Below are 21209 nucleotides of genomic sequence, written 5' to 3' on the forward strand. Positions count from 1 at the left end.
AAAATGCGGGTCGCACTGATTTCTCAGCGCGACCCGCATTCTTTGTCAGTGGGTTCGGATCAGCTGTTGTTGCGAAGTGCTTCGACAGCGATGCGGCCGACGGTTCCGATGGAGGCGTCGATCTTCGGGGCGCGGTGGGTGAGCTCGTGGGACTTGGTGAAGACACCGACGGCGTAACGCTTGCCGTCCGGGTACGCCACGACGCCGGCCTCGTTTCGTACCAGTCCCAGCGTTCCGGTCTTGGCGGCGACAGTGACCTCGTCGGGGAAACCGGACGAAAGGCGGTGCGGCCAGACCTGCTTGCTCATGATGGTTCGGACCTCTTCACAAGCCGATGCGGGGCCGGCTTCGTCCCTCCAGATTGCAGCCAGCAACATTGTGATCTCACGAGGAGTACTGGAATTGGAGCGGGCGGGATCCATGACGGAAATTGTCCGAAGAATTTCGATGGGGGGCATTTCCAGCAAGGTGCCCTTGTCGACGCCGAGGTCGTCGTAGACCGTCTTGAAGAGGCCTCGGCAGTCACGGACCAAGTTGGTCTTCTCCAAACCGAGCCCGCGCAGCGTTGCGACGATGTTGTCGAGTCCGAGACGCTCGTACAAGAAATCCGTGGCGGCGTTGTCGCTGAAGCTCATCATGAGCAGAGCGAGGTCTCGCCAGCTTGCAGTCACGTCGTCGGCGCAGCCGCCGATACCGATGCCGCCGGAGCGGAACTCGGCGGTCACCGTGGCGTGCTCGGTCGGATCAAGGGTGCCTGCCGCTACTTCACGGGCGTACTGAAGCACAACAGGAATCTTGAAAACGGAGGCGAGGATGACACCTTCGTCCGCGCCGTAGTCGAACTCTTCGCCGGAATCGATGTCGCGTGCGTGGACGTAGGCATCGGTCTTCGCTTCGGCAAGTACAGCAGCGATCTCCTGCTGTGCGCTCTCAACGTACGTGGCGGTTTCGGTCATTCGAGAAGCCCTTTCGTCGGTATCCATGTATCTGGGTTATTCGTGGATCTGACGATAGTGAGTCGACGACGGGGGGTCTTGTACGAATCGACGAAGGTTGGCGCACGGTTCGGTGCTGATGCGCCGAATCATCCGGGCGTCGGGGTGTTCTCCGGATCAGGACGCATAAGTTTCGAGGCGACATCCGACCAGTTCGGCGACGGCGCTGCGTCGCTTGTCGGAGACCACGCCTGCCAACAGGAGGGTGAACAATTCGTCGATACGGTCGTTCAAATCGCTTCGTCTGGTGAGAACGTTCGAAACCAGTTGAACGCCGGTGAATGCCGAGATCACCACGCGACCCACCGATTCCGGCTCCACATCGTCGCGGATGTCGCCTTCGAGCTTCGCGGCCTCGGCCAGTTTTCGAAGCTCGCGGATCCACGCGACGTACGGGCCTTGCGAACCGTCGGCAGAGGCCAACTCGAGGGTAAGTCGGATTCCCGCACGAACAATAGGCTCTGCGACGAGTTGGCGGCCCATCTCGTGGCACACCATGACGAGCTGTTCCAGTGCCGGTGCGCCTGTGGCTGCAACTGCGGTGAAGGCACTGATCGAGATCTGGTGCTGTTCTTCGATCACCGCCTGAGCCAGTTCGTCTTTGGACGAGAAGTGAAAATAGACCGCGCCCTTGGTCATCTGCGCCGCGGACACGATGTCATTCATGCTCGTGCTGCCGTACCCCGTGACTTCGAACCGATCAGCAGCACCTTGAAGAATCTGTCGGCGACTGATCTTGGCACGTTCCTGCATTGCTCCCTTGTCCTCCGACTGTTAACACGTGAACCAGTTTTAGGGCCCTAGGTCCCGGACCAGCGACCCACGGTAGCAGCGAATCTCGTGCTCGCGCGACAGCGCGAAACGGACTGTTCGGTGTGCAATCGCAGGTCACGGTCGGTAGGAGCGACAAATGCGACCGCCGCAACCTCCGTTGGAGGCTGCGGCGGGGAGTCCAGTTATCGGCCAGCGAAATTCGGTCGAAGGTATGCGATCAACGAGCCGAGACAGTTGCCTCGAAGCCGAGGTCGCGTAGCGCCGACTTGAGTTTGGTCTGTGCCTCGTCGAGAGATTCGGGTGACGGCGAGGTGTCGGCGCCACTGATGTCGAAGTTCCCCATGTCGTATGCGGGGAAAACATGAACGTGAAGATGCGGAACTTCCAGACCTGCGATGAGGAGACCCGCCCGAGGCGCGTCGAACGCCTTCCGCACGGCTTGGCCGAGGTTGCGGGCAACAGCGGTGACCTTGGCAAAGAGTTCAGGATCCACGTCCTGCCACTGATCGACCTCGGCTCGCGGAACCACAAGCACGTGGCCCTGCGTTACCGGCGCGATGGTCAAGAACGCGACGACGTCCTCGTCCTCCCACACGAAACGTCCTGGTAGATCCCCGTTGATGATGGCACTGAAGACTGAAGGCATACCCCGAGATTAGCCCGCGTCCGGTTGCCAGGAAACTCCCAGGCTGGACGCAGGTTCGTCGGAGCCGGCCCGACAAATCTAGGACGCATGACGACAGAAGCCATGCAGACCGCGGGCAGCACGGACGCAGAGGAGGTCTCCGCGACGACTGTAGTGCTGGACGTGGTCGTCCCGGTATACAACGAAGAGGCAGGCCTCGAGACGTGCGTGCGGCGCCTGCGCCGGCATTTACGCACGCAGGTGCCATTCTCTGCACGAATTACCATCGCGGACAACGCCAGTGTCGACGGCACGTTGGCACTCGCCCGTTCCCTCGCCGAAGAATTCGACGACGTCCGGGTCGTCCACCTGGATGCGAAGGGTCGTGGTCGAGCACTGCGGCAGGTATGGAGCGACTCCGATGCCGACGTGGTCGCGTACATGGACGTCGACCTCTCGACCGACCTCAACGCCCTGATGCCGTTGATTGCTCCGTTGCTCTCCGGACACTCGGACATCGCCATCGGTTCCCGGCTGGCACGATCGTCCCGCGTGGTGCGCGGCCCCAAGCGTGAGTTCATCTCACGTAGCTACAACCTCATCCTCCGAAGCGCACTGCATGCTCGCTTCTCCGACGCCCAGTGCGGATTCAAAGCCATGCGCGTCGATGTTGCACGGCAACTACTTCCGCTGGTGGAGGACACCGGGTGGTTCTTCGATACCGAATTGCTGGTGCTGGCCGAGCGAGCGGGCATGCGGATTCACGAGGTCCCTGTCGACTGGGTGGACGACCCGGACAGCCGGGTGGACATCATTGCCACGGCAGTTGCCGACCTCAAAGGTGTGGTCCGTGTCGGGCGAGCACTGTCTACCGGTTCCCTTCCATTGGCCGAGCTCAGGGCAAGTTTCGGACGTGAACCGTTGGTTCCCGGAGTTCCACGAGGAATGGTCGGGCAGCTCTCACGCTTTGCCGTGGTGGGAGTCATTTCGACGCTCGCGTACGCGCTGCTCTACCTCGCTCTGCACTCGATCATGGGTGCGCAGTGGGCCAACGCCGTCGCATTGCTGGTGACCGCGGTATTCAACACCGCCGCCAACCGGGCCTTCACCTTCGGGATCCGAGGGTCGGAAGGATCCGCTCGTCACCAGATGCAGGGACTGCTCGTGTTCGGGTTCGGTCTACTGCTCACCAGCGGATCATTGTTCGTGCTCGACGTCATGGCGCCCGATGCTTCCAAGCACGTGGAGCTTGCCGTACTCGTCATCGCCAATCTTGTTGCCACAGTCAGTCGATTCATCGCACTGCGCTGGGTGTTTCGCACCGCACAATCCGTAGGAGCCAATCGATGACCGCCACTGCAGAGACACTCGCCGCGCCGCTGCCAGCGCCGGAACCGCAACGTCAGGTGCGCTGGGAACCGTGGGCGCTGGGAGTGTTGTTAGTGGGCACCGGAGTTGCCTACATCTGGGGCCTGGGCGCGTCCGGATGGGCCAACTCGTTCTATGCCGCTGCGGTACAGGCAGGTTCGGTGTCGTGGAAGGCTTTCTTCTTCGGCTCCTCGGACGCTGCAAACTCGATCACCGTCGACAAGCCGCCCATGTCCCTGTGGTTGATGTCGCTGTCGGTTCGCATCTTCGGACTCAATTCCTGGGCGATGTTGGTGCCGCAGGCACTCCTCGGGGTCGGATCGGTTGCACTGTTGTGGGGAACGGTTCGACGGTATTTCGGTGCGGCCGCCGGCCTCCTCGCGGGCCTGGTACTTGCGCTCACACCCGTAGCGGCGCTGATGTTCCGGTTCAACAACCCGGATGCTCTGCTGGTGCTCCTGATGATCGCAGCAGTGTGGGCGATGATGCGCGCCGTGCAGGACGGCCACACCCGCTGGCTCGTGTTGGTCGGTATCTTCTGCGGATTCGGTTTCCTGACAAAGCAATTACAGGTCATGTTGGTGGTTCCACCGCTGGCGCTCACCTATCTGATCGCCGGACCGCCGAAACTGGGTAAGCGCGTACTCCAACTGTTCGCGGCACTGGGCGGACTGATCGTTTCCGCCGGATGGTGGTTGGCAATCGTCGAACTGTGGCCGGCCGACTCGCGTCCGTGGATCGGTGGTTCACAGAACAATTCGATTCTCGAACTGACGCTCGGCTACAACGGGCTCGGGCGCTTGAGCGGCAACGAGACCGGAAGCGTCGGCGGCGGCGGAATGCGCGGTGCTGGTGATGCCGCGGCCGGCGCTGCTGCGGGCGGTTTCCCCGGCATGGGCGAGGCCGCAGGTGGTATGGCCGGGGGAGGTATGGCACCAGGTGGTGGGGCCGGCGGTGGTATGTGGGGGAGTACCGGCATTACCCGACTGTTCGAATCGGCCCAGGGCGGACAGATCGCCTGGTTGATTCCTGCTGCACTGATACTTCTGGCGGCTGGAATCGTGCTGCGAGGCAGGGCACCCCGCGCTGATACACAGCGCGCGTCATTCATCGTCTGGGGACTGTGGCTGTTGGTGACCGGACTGACCTTCAGTTTCATGGCGGGAATCTTCCACGCCTACTACACCGTTGCGCTGGCGCCGGCGATCGCCGCGCTGATCGGTTCAGGATCGGTAGTGGCGTGGCGTCATCGTGACGTCCTCTGGGTTCGCATCATTCTGGCGGTGTCCTTGGCCGCAACCGTCGCGATGGCGTGGGTACTGCTCGGACGCTCGCCTTCGTTCGTACCGTGGCTTCGCTGGACCATTCTGGTGGTCGGCATCGTCAGTGCCGTGGCAGTGCTGATTCCGGCAGTGACGCGAGGTCGATCGGCTGTGGCAGTGATTCTCGCAGCGATCTTCACCGGTCTGGCAGGTCCGACTGCATACGCGATCGACACGATCAACACTCCGCATACCGGTTCCATAGTTTCGGCCGGACCGAGCGTCGAAGGTGGAATGGGTGGGCCCGGCGGTGGCCGCGGAGGCTTCGGTGGATTCGGTGGCACGGCTGATGGCGGTAACCGTCGGACTGACGGGGCTGGGACCGGAATGCCGGGCACGCCCCCTGTAGGAATGGGTCAGATGCCCGGTGGTGCAACAGTTCCGGGCGGTACCACGCCGACCACCGACGGAACGCGGGGCGCAATGGGAGGCGGTGCCGGTGGTCTACTGCAGGGCAGCACGCCGGGAGCCGCTGTTGTGTCCACACTCGAAGAGAACTCCGACCAGTTCACGTGGGTAGCCGCGGCAATCGGGTCCAACAGCGCCTCGGGTTATCAGCTTGCGACGCAGTCACCGGTCATGGCTATCGGAGGGTTCAACGGGAGCGATCCGTCGCCGACGCTCGCGCAGTTCCAGCAGTACGTGGCAGAGGGCAAGATTCACTTCTTCATCGCAGGCGGTGGGATGGGTGGCGGTATGAACGCCGAAGGCACCGCTACCGCTATCTCGACGTGGGTGACCGAAAACTTCACCGCCACAACGGTAGACGGAGTAACCCTCTACGACTTGACGGTTGCAGGCTGACCATAATGAACGCACGCCAGGTCCGCATCGGAGGTGCTTCCTTCGATGCGGACCTGGCGTGAAGTTGTATGCCTGAGGTTCGTCCTCAGGTTTTGAAGGTGGTGTTCGCCGGCCGCGGGTGCTGCTGCGGGTCGATTGAGGGTGGCGGGATGAACCAGGGTTTGTTGTCGACTCCTATTCGGATTTCCCATTTGCCGACGAACCCGGATTTTCGGTGCATCAGTCGGTGGTGTGAACGGCACAGCAGGACCAGGTTGTTCATCACCGTCGGGCCGCCGTTCGCCCAGTGCCGGATATGGTGCGCATCCGTCCAGGCGGGTACGCACGTGCAGCCGGGGAACGCGCAGCCTCTGTCGCGGGCAATCAACGCAGTCCGTTGTTCGGCGGTGACCAACCTCTTTCCTGGTTGCGCATCCAAGGGCGCGCCGTGATCGTCGAGCAGCACGGTCGAGAGGAAACAATCACACCCGAGAAGCCTTGTCTGCGAAACGGACAGCGGTCCGAGCCACGGCATGTGGCCGACATCAAGATCAGACACAGCCACTCCACCACCATCAGTTGGTGTGGCGGCGCAGTCCCGATGCTCCGCCAGATCCCGAGCGTTGATGTGCACGTTTACATGCGGACGCTGACCACCATCGGTACCGGTCTTGGCGCAATCGAGATAGCGGCGGATCAGTTCGGTGAACCCGTCCGCGGTCCGTTTCGCCGCCGACCGGGCATCCGGCGTCCCGTCCGGTGCCGGGGTGGGCATCGTCAGATTCGACAACGCCGACAGCAACATCTCACCGGTGAGGGCGTCGAAATCACCACGCACCACCACCCGACCGTTCAAGGTCGACGCGATCCGCAACTCGTTGAGATCGACATCCTCGGCGGGCGGGATCTCATCGGACTCGAACAACCGCTCCAACGTCGCGATCACGTTCCGCACCTTCGTCGTCGTCGCCTCCACACCCGACGCAGCAGCCAACAACAAATCGATACAGCGCGGGAGTTCCTCCGGCATCCCCTTCGGCGGTGACTCACAGAACGCCACGATCAACACGGCATGATCGAACGAGCAATCCCCGTCATCGAACCGAGCAGCCACCGCCGGAAACGGCCGCAACGCTGAACCTAACGCGGCGATCTTTTTCCCGTCCCGAACCTGCAGCATCGTGTTGGCCGCCAACCACGCACCCACCCCGCGGCTCGTGATCACCTGATCATCCGGGCGCATCGACAACTCGTCGACCACGGCCACCCGCACGGCCTCGAGGCGCAGAATCTCCGCACTCGCCTCGACAGCAGCCTCACGCAACTCCGCAGCAGTCAACTGCCACAGGCGTCCGCGCAAACCCACCGCAGAACCAGACACCACATCCGACAACAAGACACTCATTGAATCCCCCGATCCCCTGCCCAAATCATACTCGAACATACGTTCGGGTCAAGGGTCGATTTCGCAGGGGCTAAGCGCTGATACTGTCGAGGTCGTGGACCACGTCGCAGCAGGCGCCGAGTAATTCGCGATCATGGCTGATGAGTAATACACCGACGCCGGTTTCGGCGGCGCGACTCTCGATCAACCGAATGAGCGCTGCCGTCGTGGCGGCGTCGAGCATCGCCGTCGCCTCGTCACAGATGAGGTATTTCGGTTGTTGCGCCAGCGATCTCGCCAGGCAGGCGCGCTGTAGTTGGCCGTCGCTCACCTGGTGTGGTCTGCGCGACAAGAGATCGGGAGTGAGGCCCACTTCTGCTGCCAGCGCGGCCACATCGATTGACCTACTGGCAATGTCACCGGGTTGGCCGATGATCGAGGCGAGCGTCTGCCGAGGGTCGGTCGATGCGCGAGGTGACTGAAACAGCATGGACACCGTGCCGCGTAGTGCCGCGGGTACCGAGAATTTGGTACCCACAACGGGTGATCCGTCGATCCGCACTTCGCCTGACCACGGTGCATCCAGCGAAGCGAGAATCCTTGCAAGTGTTGATTTTCCGGTGCCCGAAGGCCCGGTCAGGCCGATCAGCTTTCCCGACGGAATCTCGAGCGAGACGTTCTCGAGAACTGGCCGGTTGCGACGGTAACCGCTGGTGATTCCCAGAGCTTGCAGACTCATGTCAGCCCACCTTCCGCAGCGTTCGGTACGTGCGGTCACCCAATGTGACGAGTTCGGTCGGGCCACCGGATTGTTTCGACTCCGGGCGTCGTAGGTGATAGACGCACTCCTTGGGGAGATCGGTGAGTTGCGGTGGCGATCCCGGCATGGGAGTCAAACCTCTGGAAGGTAAGGCGCCGAGAAGGTCTCGGGTGTAATCGTGAAGCGGATCTTTGAACACCAGCGCGGCCGGACCGGTCTCCATGATGCGTGATGCGTACATGACGGCAAGTCGATCAGCGACACCGCTGCGGGTGAGGGATGCCAGGTCATGGGTGATGAGCAGGACCGCCGCTCCGGCGTCCGCGCACTCTCGAAGTAATCCCATGACGTGGTCGGTGAGTTCGCGGTCGAGGTTGGCGGTGGGTTCGTCTGCGACGATCACCGACGGATTCCCGGCCATCGCACCGGCAATGGCCACGCGTTGCGCCATGCCGCCCGACAGTTCGTGCGGGTAGCAGTCCAGGGCCGACGGTTCGAGTCCGACGCGAAGTGCCAAGGCATCGCAAGTGTGATCGCTGCCGAGTGCGTCGATCGTCTCCTGTAGCTGCGATCGCGCAGTGCGGACGGGGGTGAGATGTGTTGCGGCGGATTGTGGAACGAGAGCCACGTGCCGCCCACGGAACGCGGCGCCGGAGAAGACGTCGATCTCGAGGTCCGGTGTTCCGACGGTGACCGTTCCGGTTCGAGAAGCATTCGGCGGCAACATGTTCATGACCGAGGTGGCGATGATCGACTTGCCACACCCCGATTCCCCGACAAGTGCGGTCACCGTGCCAGCTTGAACGTCGAGGTCGATGTCGCTCGCAGCGTGAACTACCGATCCTCCGAGTAGAGGGATCCTGACGGTGAGAGATTCGATGCGCAGGCCGTGGTTCACAGTCGCAACTCCGAAGGTCGAGGGGGCGTGAGCATCGACCGCAGGGCCGAACCGGCGACGGCAACTGCGACGGTGGCGATCACGAGAACTGCGGCGGGGAATACCAGCGTCCACCAACCGCCGAGGAGCAGAGAACCGCGTGCCTCTTCGAGAAGCGTCCCGAGACTGGGCTTGTGCGGGGGAAGGCCGAATCCCAGGAAGGACAACGTCGATTCGTGCCAGACGGCGTGGGGCAGCAGGAGAACGACTGCGATCAAAGCCTGTGGCGCCGTCGCCGGCACGAGGTGGCGCATGATCACGTGACGTCGACTGGCTCCCGCGAGAATGGCGGCGTCGATGTAGGGACGGTCGCGCAGACTCAAGATCTCGGAGCGGATGATCCGGGCCACTTGGGTCCAGTGGGTCAGTGCGATCGAAAGCACGATGGCGGCAATGCTTCCACGGAACATCGCGACGATGACGATGCCGAGCAACAGGTGGGGGAGTGCGTTGACGGCATCGGTGCCGCGCATGACGAACCTGTCCACCCAGCCGCCGACCAGTCCGGCCGTAGTGCCAACGGCGACGCCGATCACCGTGGCGAGCAGCGCGCAGGCGAGTGCGATCAGAAGTGAGGTTCTGATGCCTGCAGCTATGCGCACGAATAGATCTCGGCCCGCCGAGTCAGTTCCGAACGGGTGATCGAACGACGGAGCCAGGCGAGCCGCCGAGAAGTCTGTGACTCGGTCGTCGACGTCGGCCAACCATGGGACCAACGCCGCGTACAGCGCCACGAGGATCAGCACGCCGACGGCGATCTTGAAGCGTCGTTCAGCCATCGGTACTCACTCTCGGGTCGAGTACTGCAACGAGGACGTCGGCAATCAGTGAGCCGAGCATGACCGTCAATGTCGTACCGACGGTGAGGAACGCGAGCAGTGCCATGTCGAGGTCACGGGCTGACGAGACGATGGCGCCGGCGATCCCTGGCCAACTGAAGACCTCTTCCACCAGCACTGCCCCGACTATCAGCTCGGGCAGTCGCACGCCGACGATGTTCACGAAAGGCGCCAGTGAGGTCGGCAGTATGTGGCGTTTCGTGATGGTCGGCGTCGGGATTCCGCGTGCTACGGCGCCCGCGACAAATCCCTCACTTTTCGAACCCACGACGGATTCTCGGACCGCGAGTAGGAGCCACGGCATCTGCGAGATGGAGAGGACCGTCACCGGTAGGACCAAGTGCCGGATCACCTGTCCCGGTGTGGGATCGGCACCCCCGTCGGTCAACCCGGCGACCGGGAGCCAGCCGAGAGTCAACGCGAAGAGCGCGATGGCACCCAGCGACAAGACAAACGGCGGAAGTCCTTGGACCACGACGCTCAGCCCGGACACGGTCTTGTCCAAGAATCCTCCACTGCGGATTCCGGCGAGAACACCGAGTGTCAGCGAGGCGAGAATCGCGATGAGGAGTGAGATACCGACCAGCAGCAGGGTCCATGGCAGACGCTCGGAGATAACTTGGGAAACAGGCTGATTGAACGATCTGGAGATCCCGAGATCACCGGTGAACACGCCCTGGAGCCAATTCCAGTACGTGCTGTACCAGGGGTTGTCGAAACCCATCTGATCGGCGATCAACGCTTTGTCCGCGTCGCTGGTCGTCATGTATCGCGTGCCCAGGTAGCCGACAAGTGGATCGAACGGTGAGATCGCGGCGGCGGCAAAGAGTCCCGCGGACACCACGGCGATCACCGGCACGATGAACAACGCCCGCCGACCGACCATCGTGAGGATGGCCTTTCGGCGGGAGTTGCCACGGTGGTCGAGCGATTGCCTCGCGTCTACCCGAACGTCGACCGCTGTCATTGCCCTCTGGCCCACGTCTGCAGTGACCACCACGGGCCCCAGGTCACACCGTGTGAGTGTGGCTCGAGTACAGGTCCGGACATCTGCCAGTCGGAATCCTTCGAAACGTACGTATGGTCGAGGAATACGAGGATGACAAATCCGGGATCCTCGACGTACGCCTGCTGCACGTCGCGATACGCGGCGTCACGCGTTGCCTGATCCAGGCTGCGGCGTCCTACTTCCAAGCCTGCGTCGACTGCTGGATTGGAGTAGTCGCTGGCGTTGTCGTAGATGCTGCCGACCCCGGGCGCTATGTACTTCGAGTTCAGCGCGTCGTACGCCTGCGTGTCTGGATCGAAAGGTTCGTCTCCACCACCGAGAAGCGTCGAATCCTGGTTGATTCGAGGGTCTATGCGGTCCCAGGAGAGCGCTTCGAGATCCACCTCGATGCCGACAGCGAGAGCATCGGAGGCAAATGCCTGAGCGAGATCACGTCGAACGGTGTCGACGGAGTTGTACATGATCGTGAACTGCGCCCGCTGACCGTCTTTCGAACGGATTCCGTCGGAACCTTCGATCCAGCCCGCTTCGGTGAGAATTCGCTCGGCCTCGGCCGGGTCGTAGGCGAAGGTTGCGTTCGGGTTGTACGAATCGCCGTAGACCTCGGGGATCGGGGTGGCGGCGACGCGGCCGTGTCCGCCCAGGACGTTGTCGATCATCGACTGGCGATCGGCGGCGAGGTTGAGCGCCATCCGTACGGCTTTGTCGCCTGCCACGGGATTGTTCGTCGGAAGTGAGAGACCGCGCCAGTCCGCTGACTGATGGGCAGTCACCGACATGTTGTCTTTGCCCGAGAACGTATTGGCAAGCAGTGGAGGGAGATTGGTTCCGTCGATCTCGCCGGATACCATACGTTGGGCGCGGGTGTTGTCGTCCGGAACGTAGAGGAGAGTGAGCTTCTTGATCTCCGGTGCACCGTCCCAGTAGTTCTCGTTCGCCTCGAAGACCGCTCGATCCGGTGAGAGATCGACGAGTGTGTACGGACCCGTACCGACAGGTGCGGTGTTCAACGGCGATTCGGCGGCCAGTCCGGGTGTCGCGAGGGATTCCGACGGGACCATGCCGATCAGCATCTTCGTCAGCAGGGGCGCATACGAGTAGGCGAGACGAAACTCGACTGTGCTGTCGTCGACGGCCACGACGTCGCTGATCATGTCGTACGACGACCGCGCTTCGGAGGCGGAAGCCGGATCGAGGATCGCCTTGTACGTGGCAACCACGTCGTCGGCGTCGAAGGTCGACCCGTCGGAGAAGGTGACGCCGTCACGTAGCTTGACCGTCCAGACTGTCGCGTCGGCATTGGCAGTGGGCATCTCCGCGGCCAGAGACGGCTCGAATCCCGGCATGCCGGTCCCTCCGGTGAGCCGGACGAGGCCGTCGTACATCTTGGCCTCACCGGCAGCGCCGAAGCCTGCGACCGGGTTGTAGCCGCCCAGCTCGTAGCCGTCGGCCAAGACCAGGCCGTCGTTGTTGCCCGAGGAGTCGGTGCCAGTCGGGCTACTGCACGACGTGATCAGAAGTGCGCCGATTGCGGCGGTTGCGGTGAGCGTCAGAACGCCTGGTTTGTGGAGTTTCACGGGTGTCCTTTCCTTGGTGGACAGGTGTACGAAAACATCTGTTCACCTATTCAGGTATTCATATGATCTCATCTCGAAACGGATATTTCGCACAAAGGCCGAACGCTGGGACCTTGGCCCCGCCAGTGGCACTCCGAGAGCCCTGTTATCGCAGGCCGTAGTCTGTTCACCGTGCGCGTACTAGTAATCGGCTCCGGAGCCCGTGAACATGCCCTCCTTCTCTCTCTTGCTCGCGATCCAGGTGTCACGGCCCTGATCTGCGCGCCTGGCAATGCCGGGATCGCAAAAATCGCCGAGCAGCACCCCATCGACGTCGCTTCGGGTGACGCGGTTACCGCGCTGGCCCAGAAGGTCGAAGCCGACCTCGTCGTCATCGGACCCGAGGTTCCGCTGGTCCTCGGTGTCGCAGACGCGGTGCGCGCAGCAGGTATCGCCTGCTTCGGGCCTTCGGCCGACGCCGCCCGCATCGAGGGATCGAAGGCTTTCGCCAAGGACGTGATGGCTGTCGCCGGCGTCAAGACCGCTCACAGCGAGATCGTCGACAATCCGGCCAAGCTCGACGAAGCACTCGACCGCTTCGGTCCCAACTGGGTGGTCAAGGACGACGGACTGGCCGCGGGTAAGGGCGTAGTCGTCACGACGGATCGTCTCGCCGCGCGCGATCATGCCGCAGAACTGCTCGAGACCGGACACCCGGTTCTCCTCGAGTCCTTCCTCGACGGTCCGGAAGTTTCGCTCTTCTGCCTCGTCGACGGCGAAACCGTGATCCCGCTGCTCCCGGCTCAGGACCACAAGCGAGTAGGCGACGGAGACTCCGGACCCAACACCGGCGGCATGGGCGCGTACACCCCATTGCCGTGGCTGCCCGACGAGATGGTCATGCAGATCGTCGACGACGTCGTCAAGCCTGTCGCTGCCGAGTTGGTCGCGCGCGGTAGCAGTTTCTCCGGCCTTCTCTACGCCGGTCTGGCGATCGGTGTCGACGGCCCGGCCGTCGTCGAATTCAACTGCCGGTTCGGTGACCCCGAAACTCAGGCCGTGCTTGCTCTCCTCGAAACGCCGCTGGGCGGTCTACTCAATGCGGCCTCGACCGGAACACTCGATTCGGTCGGTCCGTTGCAGTGGCGCGACGGTTCCGCTGTCACGGTCGTGATTGCCGCGGAGAACTACCCGTCAACCCCACGCACCGGCGACGTGATCACCGGAGCCGACGCCGACGGAGTCCTGCACGCCGGTACCAAGAAGCGTGAAGACGGTGCCGTCGTCTCGGCCGGCGGGCGTGTGCTGAGTGTTGTCGGAGTGGGCAAGGATCTGACCGAAGCTCGCGACGACGCCTACGCAAAGATCGCCGACGTCAAGCTTCCCGGCGGTCATTTCCGCAAGGACATCGGGCTCGGCGCCGTCGAAGGTCGCATCTCAATTCCCTGACTCGTTCTTTCGGAGGGCCGGTGAACTTTCTGTTCATCGGCCCTTTTCATGGAAAATCAACGGTTCCTCGAAGTTACCCACGAGTATGGACTTCTCGTTCGGTTTCTCCCGGTATATCTCAGCGCGGGGGTCACGGAAAGAGAAGGGCACACTTGAGCATTCGCGCTGGATCCAACGAACGGCACGCACGTACCAATTCCACGCTCTCGCGTAGAAACTTCTTGGCAGCAACAGGATTAGCTGTGGGGGCCGCCGCACTCTCGTCCTCGTGGACCACGGCGGCCGCTGCGCCCAGACGAGCATTGAACGACGGTGACCGTGTCCCCGCGCTCGTGATCGGCAGTGGATACGGCGGTGCCGTTGCGGCACTTCGCCTGACACAGGCCGGTATCGACACGCACATGGTCGAGATGGGGAAGTCGTGGACCACACCAGGGTCCGACGGCAAGATCTTCTGCCCGATGCTCTCGCCCGACGGTCGGTCCTTCTGGCTCAGAGACCGTACAGTTCAACCGGTTTCACACTTCTCCGGCGGCTCGGTGGACAAGAACATCAGCCGCTACGTCGGTGTTCTCGACGCCGAGGACTTCGGCGGGATCAAGGTCTACCAGGGCCGAGGGGTCGGCGGTGGGTCGCTGGTCAACGGCGGTATGGCCGTCACACCCAAGCGTAACTACTTCGAAGAGATCCTGCCCGGTGTCGATTCCAACGAGATGTACTCGACGTATTTCCCGCGCGCGAACGCTGCGCTCGGAGTCAACAACATCGACCCGGCCTGGTTCGAATCGACCGAGTACTACAAGTTCGCGCGGACGGGGCGAAAGACCGCTGAGAGATCCGGTTACACAACAACGTTCGTGCCGAATGTCTACGACTTCAACTACATGAAGCAGGAAGCTGCCGGCCAGGTCACCAAGTCTGCTCTGGTCAGTGAGGTCATCTACGGCAACAATGCCGGAAAGAAATCTCTGGACAAGACGTACCTCGCTGCGGCATCCGCCACCGGCAAGCTCACCATTTCAGCTCTGCACGTCGTGACCTCGGTTGCCCCGGCCGCGACCGGCGGTGGCTATCAAGTGGTGATGAACCAGATCAACGAGCAGGGCAATACCGTCGGCACCAAGACAGTGACGGCGGACAAGGTCTTCTTCGCGGCCGGCAGTATCGGGACCAGCAAGCTCCTGGTCGCGATGAAAGCGCAAGGGCAGCTGGCGAATTTGCCGGGTGCAGTTGGACAGGAATGGGGTCACAACGGCAACGTGATGGTGGGCCGCGCCAATCACATGTGGGACGCCACCGGTGCGAAGCAGTCCGCGATCCCCGTGATGGGTATCGACAACTGGGCCGACACATCCGCTCCCGTCTTTGCGGAAATCGCACCCTTCCCGGCCGGTACCGAACTGTGGGTCAGCCTGTACTTGGCGATTGCCAAGAATCCGCAACGTGCTCAGTTCCAATTCAACTCGGCAACAGGCAAAGTCGGATTGAACTGGCAGCGCTCGCAGAACCAGCCGTCGATCGACATGGCGAAGAAGCTCTTCGACAAGATCAACAAGAAGGAAGGCACGATCTACCGGACCGACCTCTTCGGCCCGACGCAGACGTGGGGCGATCAGTTGACGTACCACCCCCTCGGCGGTTGTGTGCTCGGCAAGGCGACCGACGGCTACGGTCGTCTGCCGGAGTACCCGGGTCTGTACGTCATGGACGGATCCCTCGTACCGGGCAATGTGGGAGTCAATCCGTTCGTCACCATCACCGCTCTGGCCGAACGGAATATCGAGAACATCATTGCGAACGACATGAACTAGGGCGGTAACTCGTCAGCAGGTGCGGTGCGGTGCGGCAGGTGCTGCACCGCACCGCTTCTGTATGTCCCGGAGTGTCACCGCGGTGCGTGATCTCGCAATGATCGATTGACTCGGTCGAGGATACCGACGGCAGTGGTCAATGTGTCGAGGTCGCCCTCGTCGAGGGACGCCAATTCTTCGGCGAGGACACCGATGCGTAGTTCGGATCGACGGTCCCGTCGTGCGCTTCGCTCGTCCTTCACGAAAAGTGTGCTCACTCGGCCGTCCGTGGGATCGGGTCGCCGTTCGATCAGGTCTTTGTCGGAGAGTGTGCGCACCAGCGTGCTGACGGTGTTCGGGCGTCTGGAGAGGCGATCGGCCACGGCCCCGATGCGAGTGCCCGGATGGTGTGCGACATCGTGAAGTACTTCGGATTGTGCCTCTGGCAGAGTCGCGTCGGTACCCGACGTATCCATGTATTCCCGCAGCGCTCGACGCAATTCGAACGCCGCAGCGATGAGTGATCTCGATGCTTCTTCCGCGGTGGGCACGCGATCGGAGTAGCGATCGACCTCGTGTGATCCACGCCCTGGAACTGTATCTGACACAGATATAGTTTACAGTTCTTCAAAGGGTAGGGTCACCTAACCATGACGGAAGATGAAGCTGTCATGCTTCACGACGTACGGGACACGATCATGAATTTTCGAAAGAAGTCACGCAGTGTAATGCTGATCGGCGCACTGACATTGGTGGCAGCTCTCAGTGGCTGCTCGAGCGAGGACGCGTCGCCCACAGATGCCGAGATCAGTGCGTCGGCTCCGGCGGACTCTGCGTTTGTCGCTCCGCGAGAAGTCCTGGTTGGAATGGGGAGCGGAAAGTCGGACGGCGAGTTCCCTCGTACCGTCTCACACTTCAAAGGGGACACCACGATCGAATCGCAGCCCGAAAAGGTTGTCGTCATCTCGACCGGGCAAGCAGATGCTCTCCTGTCGCTCGGTGTCGTGCCCGCAGGTTCGACGCGTGGTGACGGTGCGGACCTGGTGCCTCCGTACTTGTTGTCTGCATACCCCGAATTCCGTACTCAGCTAAGTGATGTCGTTGACGCAGGTGGACGCTTCACACCGAATTTCGAAGCGATCGTCACGCTCGATCCTGACCTGATCTTGATGAATGTTGCAGGAAAGGACGCTGATTCGCTGTACGACCAGCTTTCTGTCATCGCACCCACGGTGGCAACACAGGGAACCGGCGTCTACTGGAAGCAGGACTTCCTGCTGGTTGCCGACGGGGTAGGTAAGACGCAGCAGGCGACGGTACTGCTGGATACCTTCAATACCGATGCCGCGGCCCTCGGTGCTTCCCTCTCGTCGCCGCCGACGGTGTCGTTCACGCGCCAGAACGGAAATCGTCTGCGCATCTTCGGTATTCCTTCGTTCACCGGCAGTATCGCCGAGGATGCCGGCTTGACCCGTCCGCAGTCGCAGCAGTTCGACGACACTTCCCGAGACATCAGTGAAGAAGAGTTGAACGTGGCGGACGCCGACTGGATCTTCTACGGCGTGCAGGGCGGGGACCCGGCGACATTGACGAACGCGCCGTTGTGGGCGCAGTTACGTGGTGTGGTCGCCAACCACGCCGTCGCTGTTGACGATGACGTCTTTTACCTCAATACCGGGCCGACTGCGGCTCGTGAAGTGCTGAAGGTTCTGCAGAGCGCATTGCAGCAGTAGTCGATTCAGCTTGGTTGTGAGTGCCGACGAATCGGAAGAGGGCTCCACCCACCGTGACTGCAAGCGTCGCGAGAATGGCTCCGGCGATGACGTCGGTGAGCCAGTGCGCACCCAAGTAGAGGCGAGTCAGCGCGACGACGACGGTGACCGTCACGGCGAGGAGCATCAGAAGGCGTTTGACGGCCGGTGTTCGGTCGACGCTCACAACGAGAACGGCAATGCCGAACAGCGCTGCTGTGCCCGTCACGTGACCGGAGGGGAACGAGTGGCCGGTCTCGAGAAGAACCTGGATGTTGGTCGGCGGACGTTCGCGACCGACGAGCGCTTTGATTACCGTGCTGGCGACCGCCGCCCCGCCAACGGTTCCGATCACGATCAAGCCCGGAACGACCGAACGCGCACGCCATGAGATGAGCACTCCGCAGGTGATCCCGAGTAGCGCGGTGGCGACCGGGCTACCGAGATCTGTGACGGCGACCGCGATCTGGTTCAGGGCGCCGCTCCGATGATCGACCATCCAGTCGGTCACCGGCCCGTCGAAGCTCGTCAACCACCCGCTTCCATACACCTGGATCGACAGCGTCACCAGTGCAAGCACGAGTCCGCACGTGCGAAGGGCTGTAGACCGAACGCCGGAAGCTCGGTAGATCGAACCGAACGCGAACAGAGCTGCGGCCACCACGATTGCGGCGACCGCGATCTCTGCGGTGGTGCTCTCGGTCAGGACTTCGGTGACCACGTTTCGCACGGTCGACACAGTTGCAGGCATGAATGCAGTGTGACGAGCCGAAGCTGAAGAAACGCTGAACGGAACTCGGCTCTGGGTCTACCGTCTGCTCTACTGGGTGCATCCGAACAACTGCGTGGCGACGAAACGGGGCCGGTGGTGCGAGTACTGGTGGTCGAAGACGAAGTGCGCCTGGCCGAGACGATCCGGCGGGGATTGGTGGCCGAGGGATTCGTGACCGCCGTCGAACTCAACGGTGACGACGGATTCGCGACTGCGTGCAGTGACGAATTCGACGTGATCGTTCTCGACATCATGTTGCCGGGCAAACACGGGTACGACATCGTGCGGGATCTACGCGCCCGGGAGATCTGGACGCCGATCCTCATGCTCTCGGCAAAGGACGGCGAATACGACCTGGCTGATGCATTCGATCTCGGCGCCGACGACTACCTGGTCAAGCCATTCTCGTTTGTCGTGCTTCTCGCTCGGCTGCGCGCACTGGTGCGTCGCGGCGCTCCACAACGTCCGGCGATACTCTCCGTTGGAGACCTGTCCCTCGACCCGGCCAAACATCAGGTGAGCAGAGCGGGAATCGAATTGACCCTGACGCCAAGGGAGTACAGCGTTCTCGAATTCTTGATGCGCAACAATGGTGTGGTGGTCACGAAGACCGAGATCGTTCGCTCTGTCTGGGACACCAACTACGAAGGTGACGAGAACATCGTCGAGGTGTATATCGGTTACCTTCGTAAGAAGCTCGACCTCCCGTTCGGAACTCAGAGCATCGAAACGGTCCGAGGCGTCGGGTACCGCTTTGTCGGCACTGCCTGATCGTCAGTCGTTCGGTACCGGAATCGTCACCTCGAATCGACTTCCACCGCCCGCCCTCTCGCTGACGGAAATGGTTCCGTGGTGCGCCGCAACTATTTCCGACGCGATGGCGAGTCCAAGTCCGGACCCGCCTCCCTGCCTCGACCGCGGCTGGTCCAGGCGGACGAAGCGTCCGAAGATTCGTTCGCGTTCTGCTGCAGGGATTCCGGGCCCGTCGTCCTCGATCACTATGTGGGCTTCGTTTCCGGCTTCGGAGCACTCGAGATACACGAGGGTCTCCGCATGCCGCACTGCATTGTCCACGAGGTTTCGCACCATCCGCGTCAATGCTCTCGGGTCTCCGGAGACCCGAACCGGAGCCACGGCAGCGGCGACCGTAACTGCGGAGATACCGTCGATCCTTTTCTGCTCGGCGAACAAGATGTCATCGAGGTCGACGTCGACGACGATGCCGAACTTTTCGAGTTCGCTTTCGTCAGAGCGCGCGAGAATCAACAGGTCTTCGATCAACTGCCGCATCCGGCGCGCCTCGGGAAGTAGTGCGTCTTCGATCAGCGCGTTGTCGAGGAGATCCGGGCGTCGGTGTGCCAGTTCGAGGGCCGTCGTGATCGTGGACAGCGGACTGCGTAACTCGTGTGAGGCATCGCTGACAAATCGTTGCTGGGCCAGCGCACCTTCGTCGAGGCGCGCCAGCATGTCGTTCATTGTTGTTGCCAGTCGGGCTATCTCGTCGTTCCCTGACGGGACAGGCACTCGTTCACCTTGACGCCCACTCGAAATCGATGCTACCCGAGCGCGGATGCGTTCGACGGGAGCGAGGGCCGAACCGACGAGGCGGTAGGTGGCAAACGCTGCCAGCCCCAGGACCAGAGGTCCGACGATGGCCAGCAGAACGGCAACGGTCGTCACCACGGTTTCAACCGGTTCGCGGTCGGCGCCGACGAAGACGGTGACTGGTCCGGTCGCCGTCTGAGCGCCTCGCCCGATCAGCCAGTAGTCCTCGTCGTCGGACTTCTTGACCCTTCCGAGAGCGTCCGACTCGTCAGGGCCGAGAAAACGTTCGGACAGGAGGTCGCTGTCGGTTCCAGGTGATTGGGCGACTATTCGGTGATCGGCGTCGACGATCTGCACGATTCCGATCTGACTGTCTGTGGACAGAAGCGAAGGGTCGAGATCGGCCGGGTTTTTTCCGTTGAGCTGCTGGACCAATTGCGTGGCGCGAGCGTCGGAGCTGTTCAGCGCGGACAGATGCAGGGAGTTTGCCAGCACGAAAACCAGTGCAAGCCCGGCGATCACCAGGCAGAAGGCGATCACGAGTGTCGAAGCCACGGTCGACCGCGCGCGCACGCTCCACCGGGACGGGTGCAGAATCGACGAGGCAAGATGCTCCATGACGTCCAGTCTGTACTCTCCGGCGCAATCGCGGCGAACGTTCTCAGCTTCCCTTCAACAACCAGGTGCCACGCTGGCCGACATGGCGTTCACGCGTGAAATGGCGAGCAAGGTCCCAGAGGTCACACTGTACTTCTGGCTGATCAAGATTCTGGGCACGACGGTGGGGGAGACTGCCGCGGATTCACTCGACGCGGATCTAGGTATCGGACTGATCGGCACCGCTGCGTTGACTTCGGTGTTCTTGGTCGTCGCGCTGATCATCCAGTTCACGCGGAAACAGTATGTACCGTGGATTTATTGGCTGGTGGTAGTTCTGATCAGCGTAGTCGGAACGCTCATCACCGACATTCTGACCGACGATCTCGGTGTACCGCTCGAAGTGAGTACGGGAGTCTTTGCGGTTGCCCTGGCCGCTACGTTCGGGATCTGGTTTGCCAGTGAACGGACGTTGTCCATCCACAGTATTCGCACGCCGAAGCGCGAAGCGTTCTACTGGTTCGCCATCCTGTTCACATTTTCACTGGGAACGGCGGCAGGAGACTTGATTGCCGAACAGGTGGACCTGGGGTATGCGAAGTCTGCTGTGTTGTTCGGCGTCGTGATCGCCGTAGTGGCCGCCGCGCACTTCGGCCTGAAACTCAATGCTGTACTTGCATTTTGGATCGCTTATGTTGTCACTCGTCCATTGGGAGCGTCCATCGGTGACCTGTTGACCCAAGACCGAGATGAGGGCGGCTTGGGATTCGGGCCGACGGTGGTGAGCATTGTCTTCACGATCGTGATCGTCGCGCTGGTCGCCTTTCTCACTGGCACCAAAGTCGATGTTCTGCCAGAACCGAGCAATGAACGGCAGCCCGCAGACGCAAAAACGGGTGACGCGGTCCGGTGAGATCGGCGAGTTCGATCGCACTTGTTCGGACCGCGTCACC

The 21209-nt window shown here is 61.9% G+C and carries 19 protein-coding genes; 7 read left to right on the forward strand and 12 right to left on the reverse strand.

Annotation, left to right across the window (positions count from 1 at the left end; genetic code table 11):
• Positions 1-59 precede the first annotated feature (59 nt).
• From G9U53_RS09975 to G9U53_RS09985, 3 genes are all read right to left on the reverse strand, one after another.
• The gene (locus G9U53_RS09975; protein ID WP_165638626.1) at positions 60-956 is read right to left on the reverse strand and encodes a serine hydrolase; all 897 of its coding nucleotides are present in this window, start codon (positions 954-956) and stop codon (positions 60-62) included.
• A 156-nt stretch (positions 957-1112) separates the two neighbouring features.
• On the reverse strand, positions 1113-1748 hold the full coding sequence (locus G9U53_RS09980; protein WP_007734383.1) for a ScbR family autoregulator-binding transcription factor: 636 nt from the start codon (positions 1746-1748) through the stop codon (positions 1113-1115).
• Positions 1749-1986: 238 nt separating this feature from the next.
• Positions 1987-2415 carry an HIT family protein gene (locus tag G9U53_RS09985; RefSeq protein ID WP_058039180.1) on the reverse strand — a complete coding sequence of 143 codons (429 nt, stop codon included), beginning with the start codon at positions 2413-2415 and terminating at the stop codon, positions 1987-1989.
• 102 nt (positions 2416-2517) lie between these two features.
• Here G9U53_RS09985 and G9U53_RS09990 point away from each other — a divergent pair, with 102 nt between their 5' ends.
• A complete protein-coding gene (locus tag G9U53_RS09990) occupies positions 2518-3744 on the forward strand; it encodes a glycosyltransferase (RefSeq protein WP_228232619.1) in 1227 nt (408 codons plus the stop codon).
• Positions 3741-5888 carry a glycosyltransferase family 39 protein gene (locus G9U53_RS09995; RefSeq protein ID WP_058039179.1) on the forward strand — a complete coding sequence of 716 codons (2148 nt, stop codon included), beginning with the start codon at positions 3741-3743 and terminating at the stop codon, positions 5886-5888. The genes G9U53_RS09990 and G9U53_RS09995 overlap by 4 nt, the downstream gene beginning before the upstream one ends.
• Before the next feature lie 85 nt (positions 5889-5973).
• Here G9U53_RS09995 and G9U53_RS10000 read toward each other — a convergent pair whose 3' ends face one another.
• The 6 genes from G9U53_RS10000 to G9U53_RS10025 all read right to left on the reverse strand — a co-directional run bounded on the left by G9U53_RS10000 (position 5974) and on the right by G9U53_RS10025 (position 12373).
• Positions 5974-7272 (reverse strand): HNH endonuclease signature motif containing protein, encoded by a 1299-nt coding sequence (locus G9U53_RS10000; protein ID WP_165638627.1) that lies wholly within the window; start codon positions 7270-7272, stop codon positions 5974-5976.
• A 70-nt stretch (positions 7273-7342) separates the two neighbouring features.
• A complete protein-coding gene (locus tag G9U53_RS10005) occupies positions 7343-7990 on the reverse strand; it encodes an ATP-binding cassette domain-containing protein (protein WP_003945821.1) in 648 nt (215 codons plus the stop codon).
• Position 7991: 1 nt separating this feature from the next.
• Positions 7992-8909 carry an ABC transporter ATP-binding protein gene (locus G9U53_RS10010; RefSeq protein ID WP_165638628.1) on the reverse strand — a complete coding sequence of 306 codons (918 nt, stop codon included), beginning with the start codon at positions 8907-8909 and terminating at the stop codon, positions 7992-7994.
• Positions 8906-9727, reverse strand: coding sequence for an ABC transporter permease (locus tag G9U53_RS10015; RefSeq protein WP_058039176.1), 822 nt, complete (start codon positions 9725-9727; stop codon positions 8906-8908). The genes G9U53_RS10010 and G9U53_RS10015 overlap by 4 nt, the downstream gene beginning before the upstream one ends.
• Positions 9720-10754 carry an ABC transporter permease gene (locus G9U53_RS10020; RefSeq protein WP_007734398.1) on the reverse strand — a complete coding sequence of 345 codons (1035 nt, stop codon included), beginning with the start codon at positions 10752-10754 and terminating at the stop codon, positions 9720-9722. The genes G9U53_RS10015 and G9U53_RS10020 overlap by 8 nt, the downstream gene beginning before the upstream one ends.
• Positions 10751-12373: an ABC transporter substrate-binding protein gene (locus G9U53_RS10025; protein WP_058039175.1), complete on the reverse strand. Its 1623-nt coding sequence runs from the start codon at positions 12371-12373 to the stop codon at positions 10751-10753. The genes G9U53_RS10020 and G9U53_RS10025 overlap by 4 nt, the downstream gene beginning before the upstream one ends.
• A gap of 171 nt (positions 12374-12544) precedes the next feature.
• On the opposite strand from G9U53_RS10025, the gene purD reads away from it, so the two are divergent.
• A complete protein-coding gene (gene purD / locus G9U53_RS10030; RefSeq protein WP_058039174.1) occupies positions 12545-13801 on the forward strand; it encodes a phosphoribosylamine--glycine ligase in 1257 nt (418 codons plus the stop codon).
• A 242-nt stretch (positions 13802-14043) separates the two neighbouring features.
• Positions 14044-15612 (forward strand): GMC oxidoreductase, encoded by a 1569-nt coding sequence (locus G9U53_RS10035; RefSeq protein ID WP_007734403.1) that lies wholly within the window; start codon positions 14044-14046, stop codon positions 15610-15612.
• A gap of 74 nt (positions 15613-15686) precedes the next feature.
• Here the strand turns inward: G9U53_RS10035 and G9U53_RS10040 are convergent, their stop codons facing one another.
• A complete protein-coding gene (locus tag G9U53_RS10040) occupies positions 15687-16199 on the reverse strand; it encodes a MarR family winged helix-turn-helix transcriptional regulator (RefSeq protein WP_231914999.1) in 513 nt (170 codons plus the stop codon).
• Between the two features lie 42 nt (positions 16200-16241).
• On the opposite strand from G9U53_RS10040, the gene G9U53_RS10045 reads away from it, so the two are divergent.
• The gene (locus tag G9U53_RS10045) at positions 16242-17324 is read left to right on the forward strand and encodes an ABC transporter substrate-binding protein (protein WP_242692485.1); all 1083 of its coding nucleotides are present in this window, start codon (positions 16242-16244) and stop codon (positions 17322-17324) included.
• Here the strand turns inward: G9U53_RS10045 and G9U53_RS10050 are convergent.
• A complete protein-coding gene (locus G9U53_RS10050; RefSeq protein ID WP_207624134.1) occupies positions 17260-18093 on the reverse strand; it encodes a phosphatase PAP2 family protein in 834 nt (277 codons plus the stop codon). The two genes, G9U53_RS10045 and G9U53_RS10050, sit on opposite strands and share 65 nt — an antisense overlap.
• A gap of 117 nt (positions 18094-18210) precedes the next feature.
• Here G9U53_RS10050 and G9U53_RS10055 point away from each other — a divergent pair, with 117 nt between their 5' ends.
• The gene (locus G9U53_RS10055) at positions 18211-18885 is read left to right on the forward strand and encodes a response regulator transcription factor (protein WP_037132434.1); all 675 of its coding nucleotides are present in this window, start codon (positions 18211-18213) and stop codon (positions 18883-18885) included.
• Between the two features lie 3 nt (positions 18886-18888).
• Here G9U53_RS10055 and G9U53_RS10060 read toward each other — a convergent pair whose 3' ends face one another.
• Positions 18889-20277, reverse strand: a complete 1389-nt coding sequence (locus G9U53_RS10060; protein ID WP_058039172.1) for a HAMP domain-containing sensor histidine kinase — start codon at positions 20275-20277, stop codon at positions 18889-18891.
• 82 nt (positions 20278-20359) lie between these two features.
• Between G9U53_RS10060 and G9U53_RS10065 the strand changes: the two genes are divergently transcribed.
• The gene (locus tag G9U53_RS10065) at positions 20360-21169 is read left to right on the forward strand and encodes a hypothetical protein (protein ID WP_054782118.1); all 810 of its coding nucleotides are present in this window, start codon (positions 20360-20362) and stop codon (positions 21167-21169) included.
• The last annotated feature ends 40 nt before the right edge of the window (positions 21170-21209 follow it).

It is taken from the genome of Rhodococcus sp. D-46 (assembly GCF_011290655.1).
Taxonomy (GTDB): domain Bacteria; phylum Actinomycetota; class Actinomycetes; order Mycobacteriales; family Mycobacteriaceae; genus Rhodococcus_F; species Rhodococcus_F qingshengii.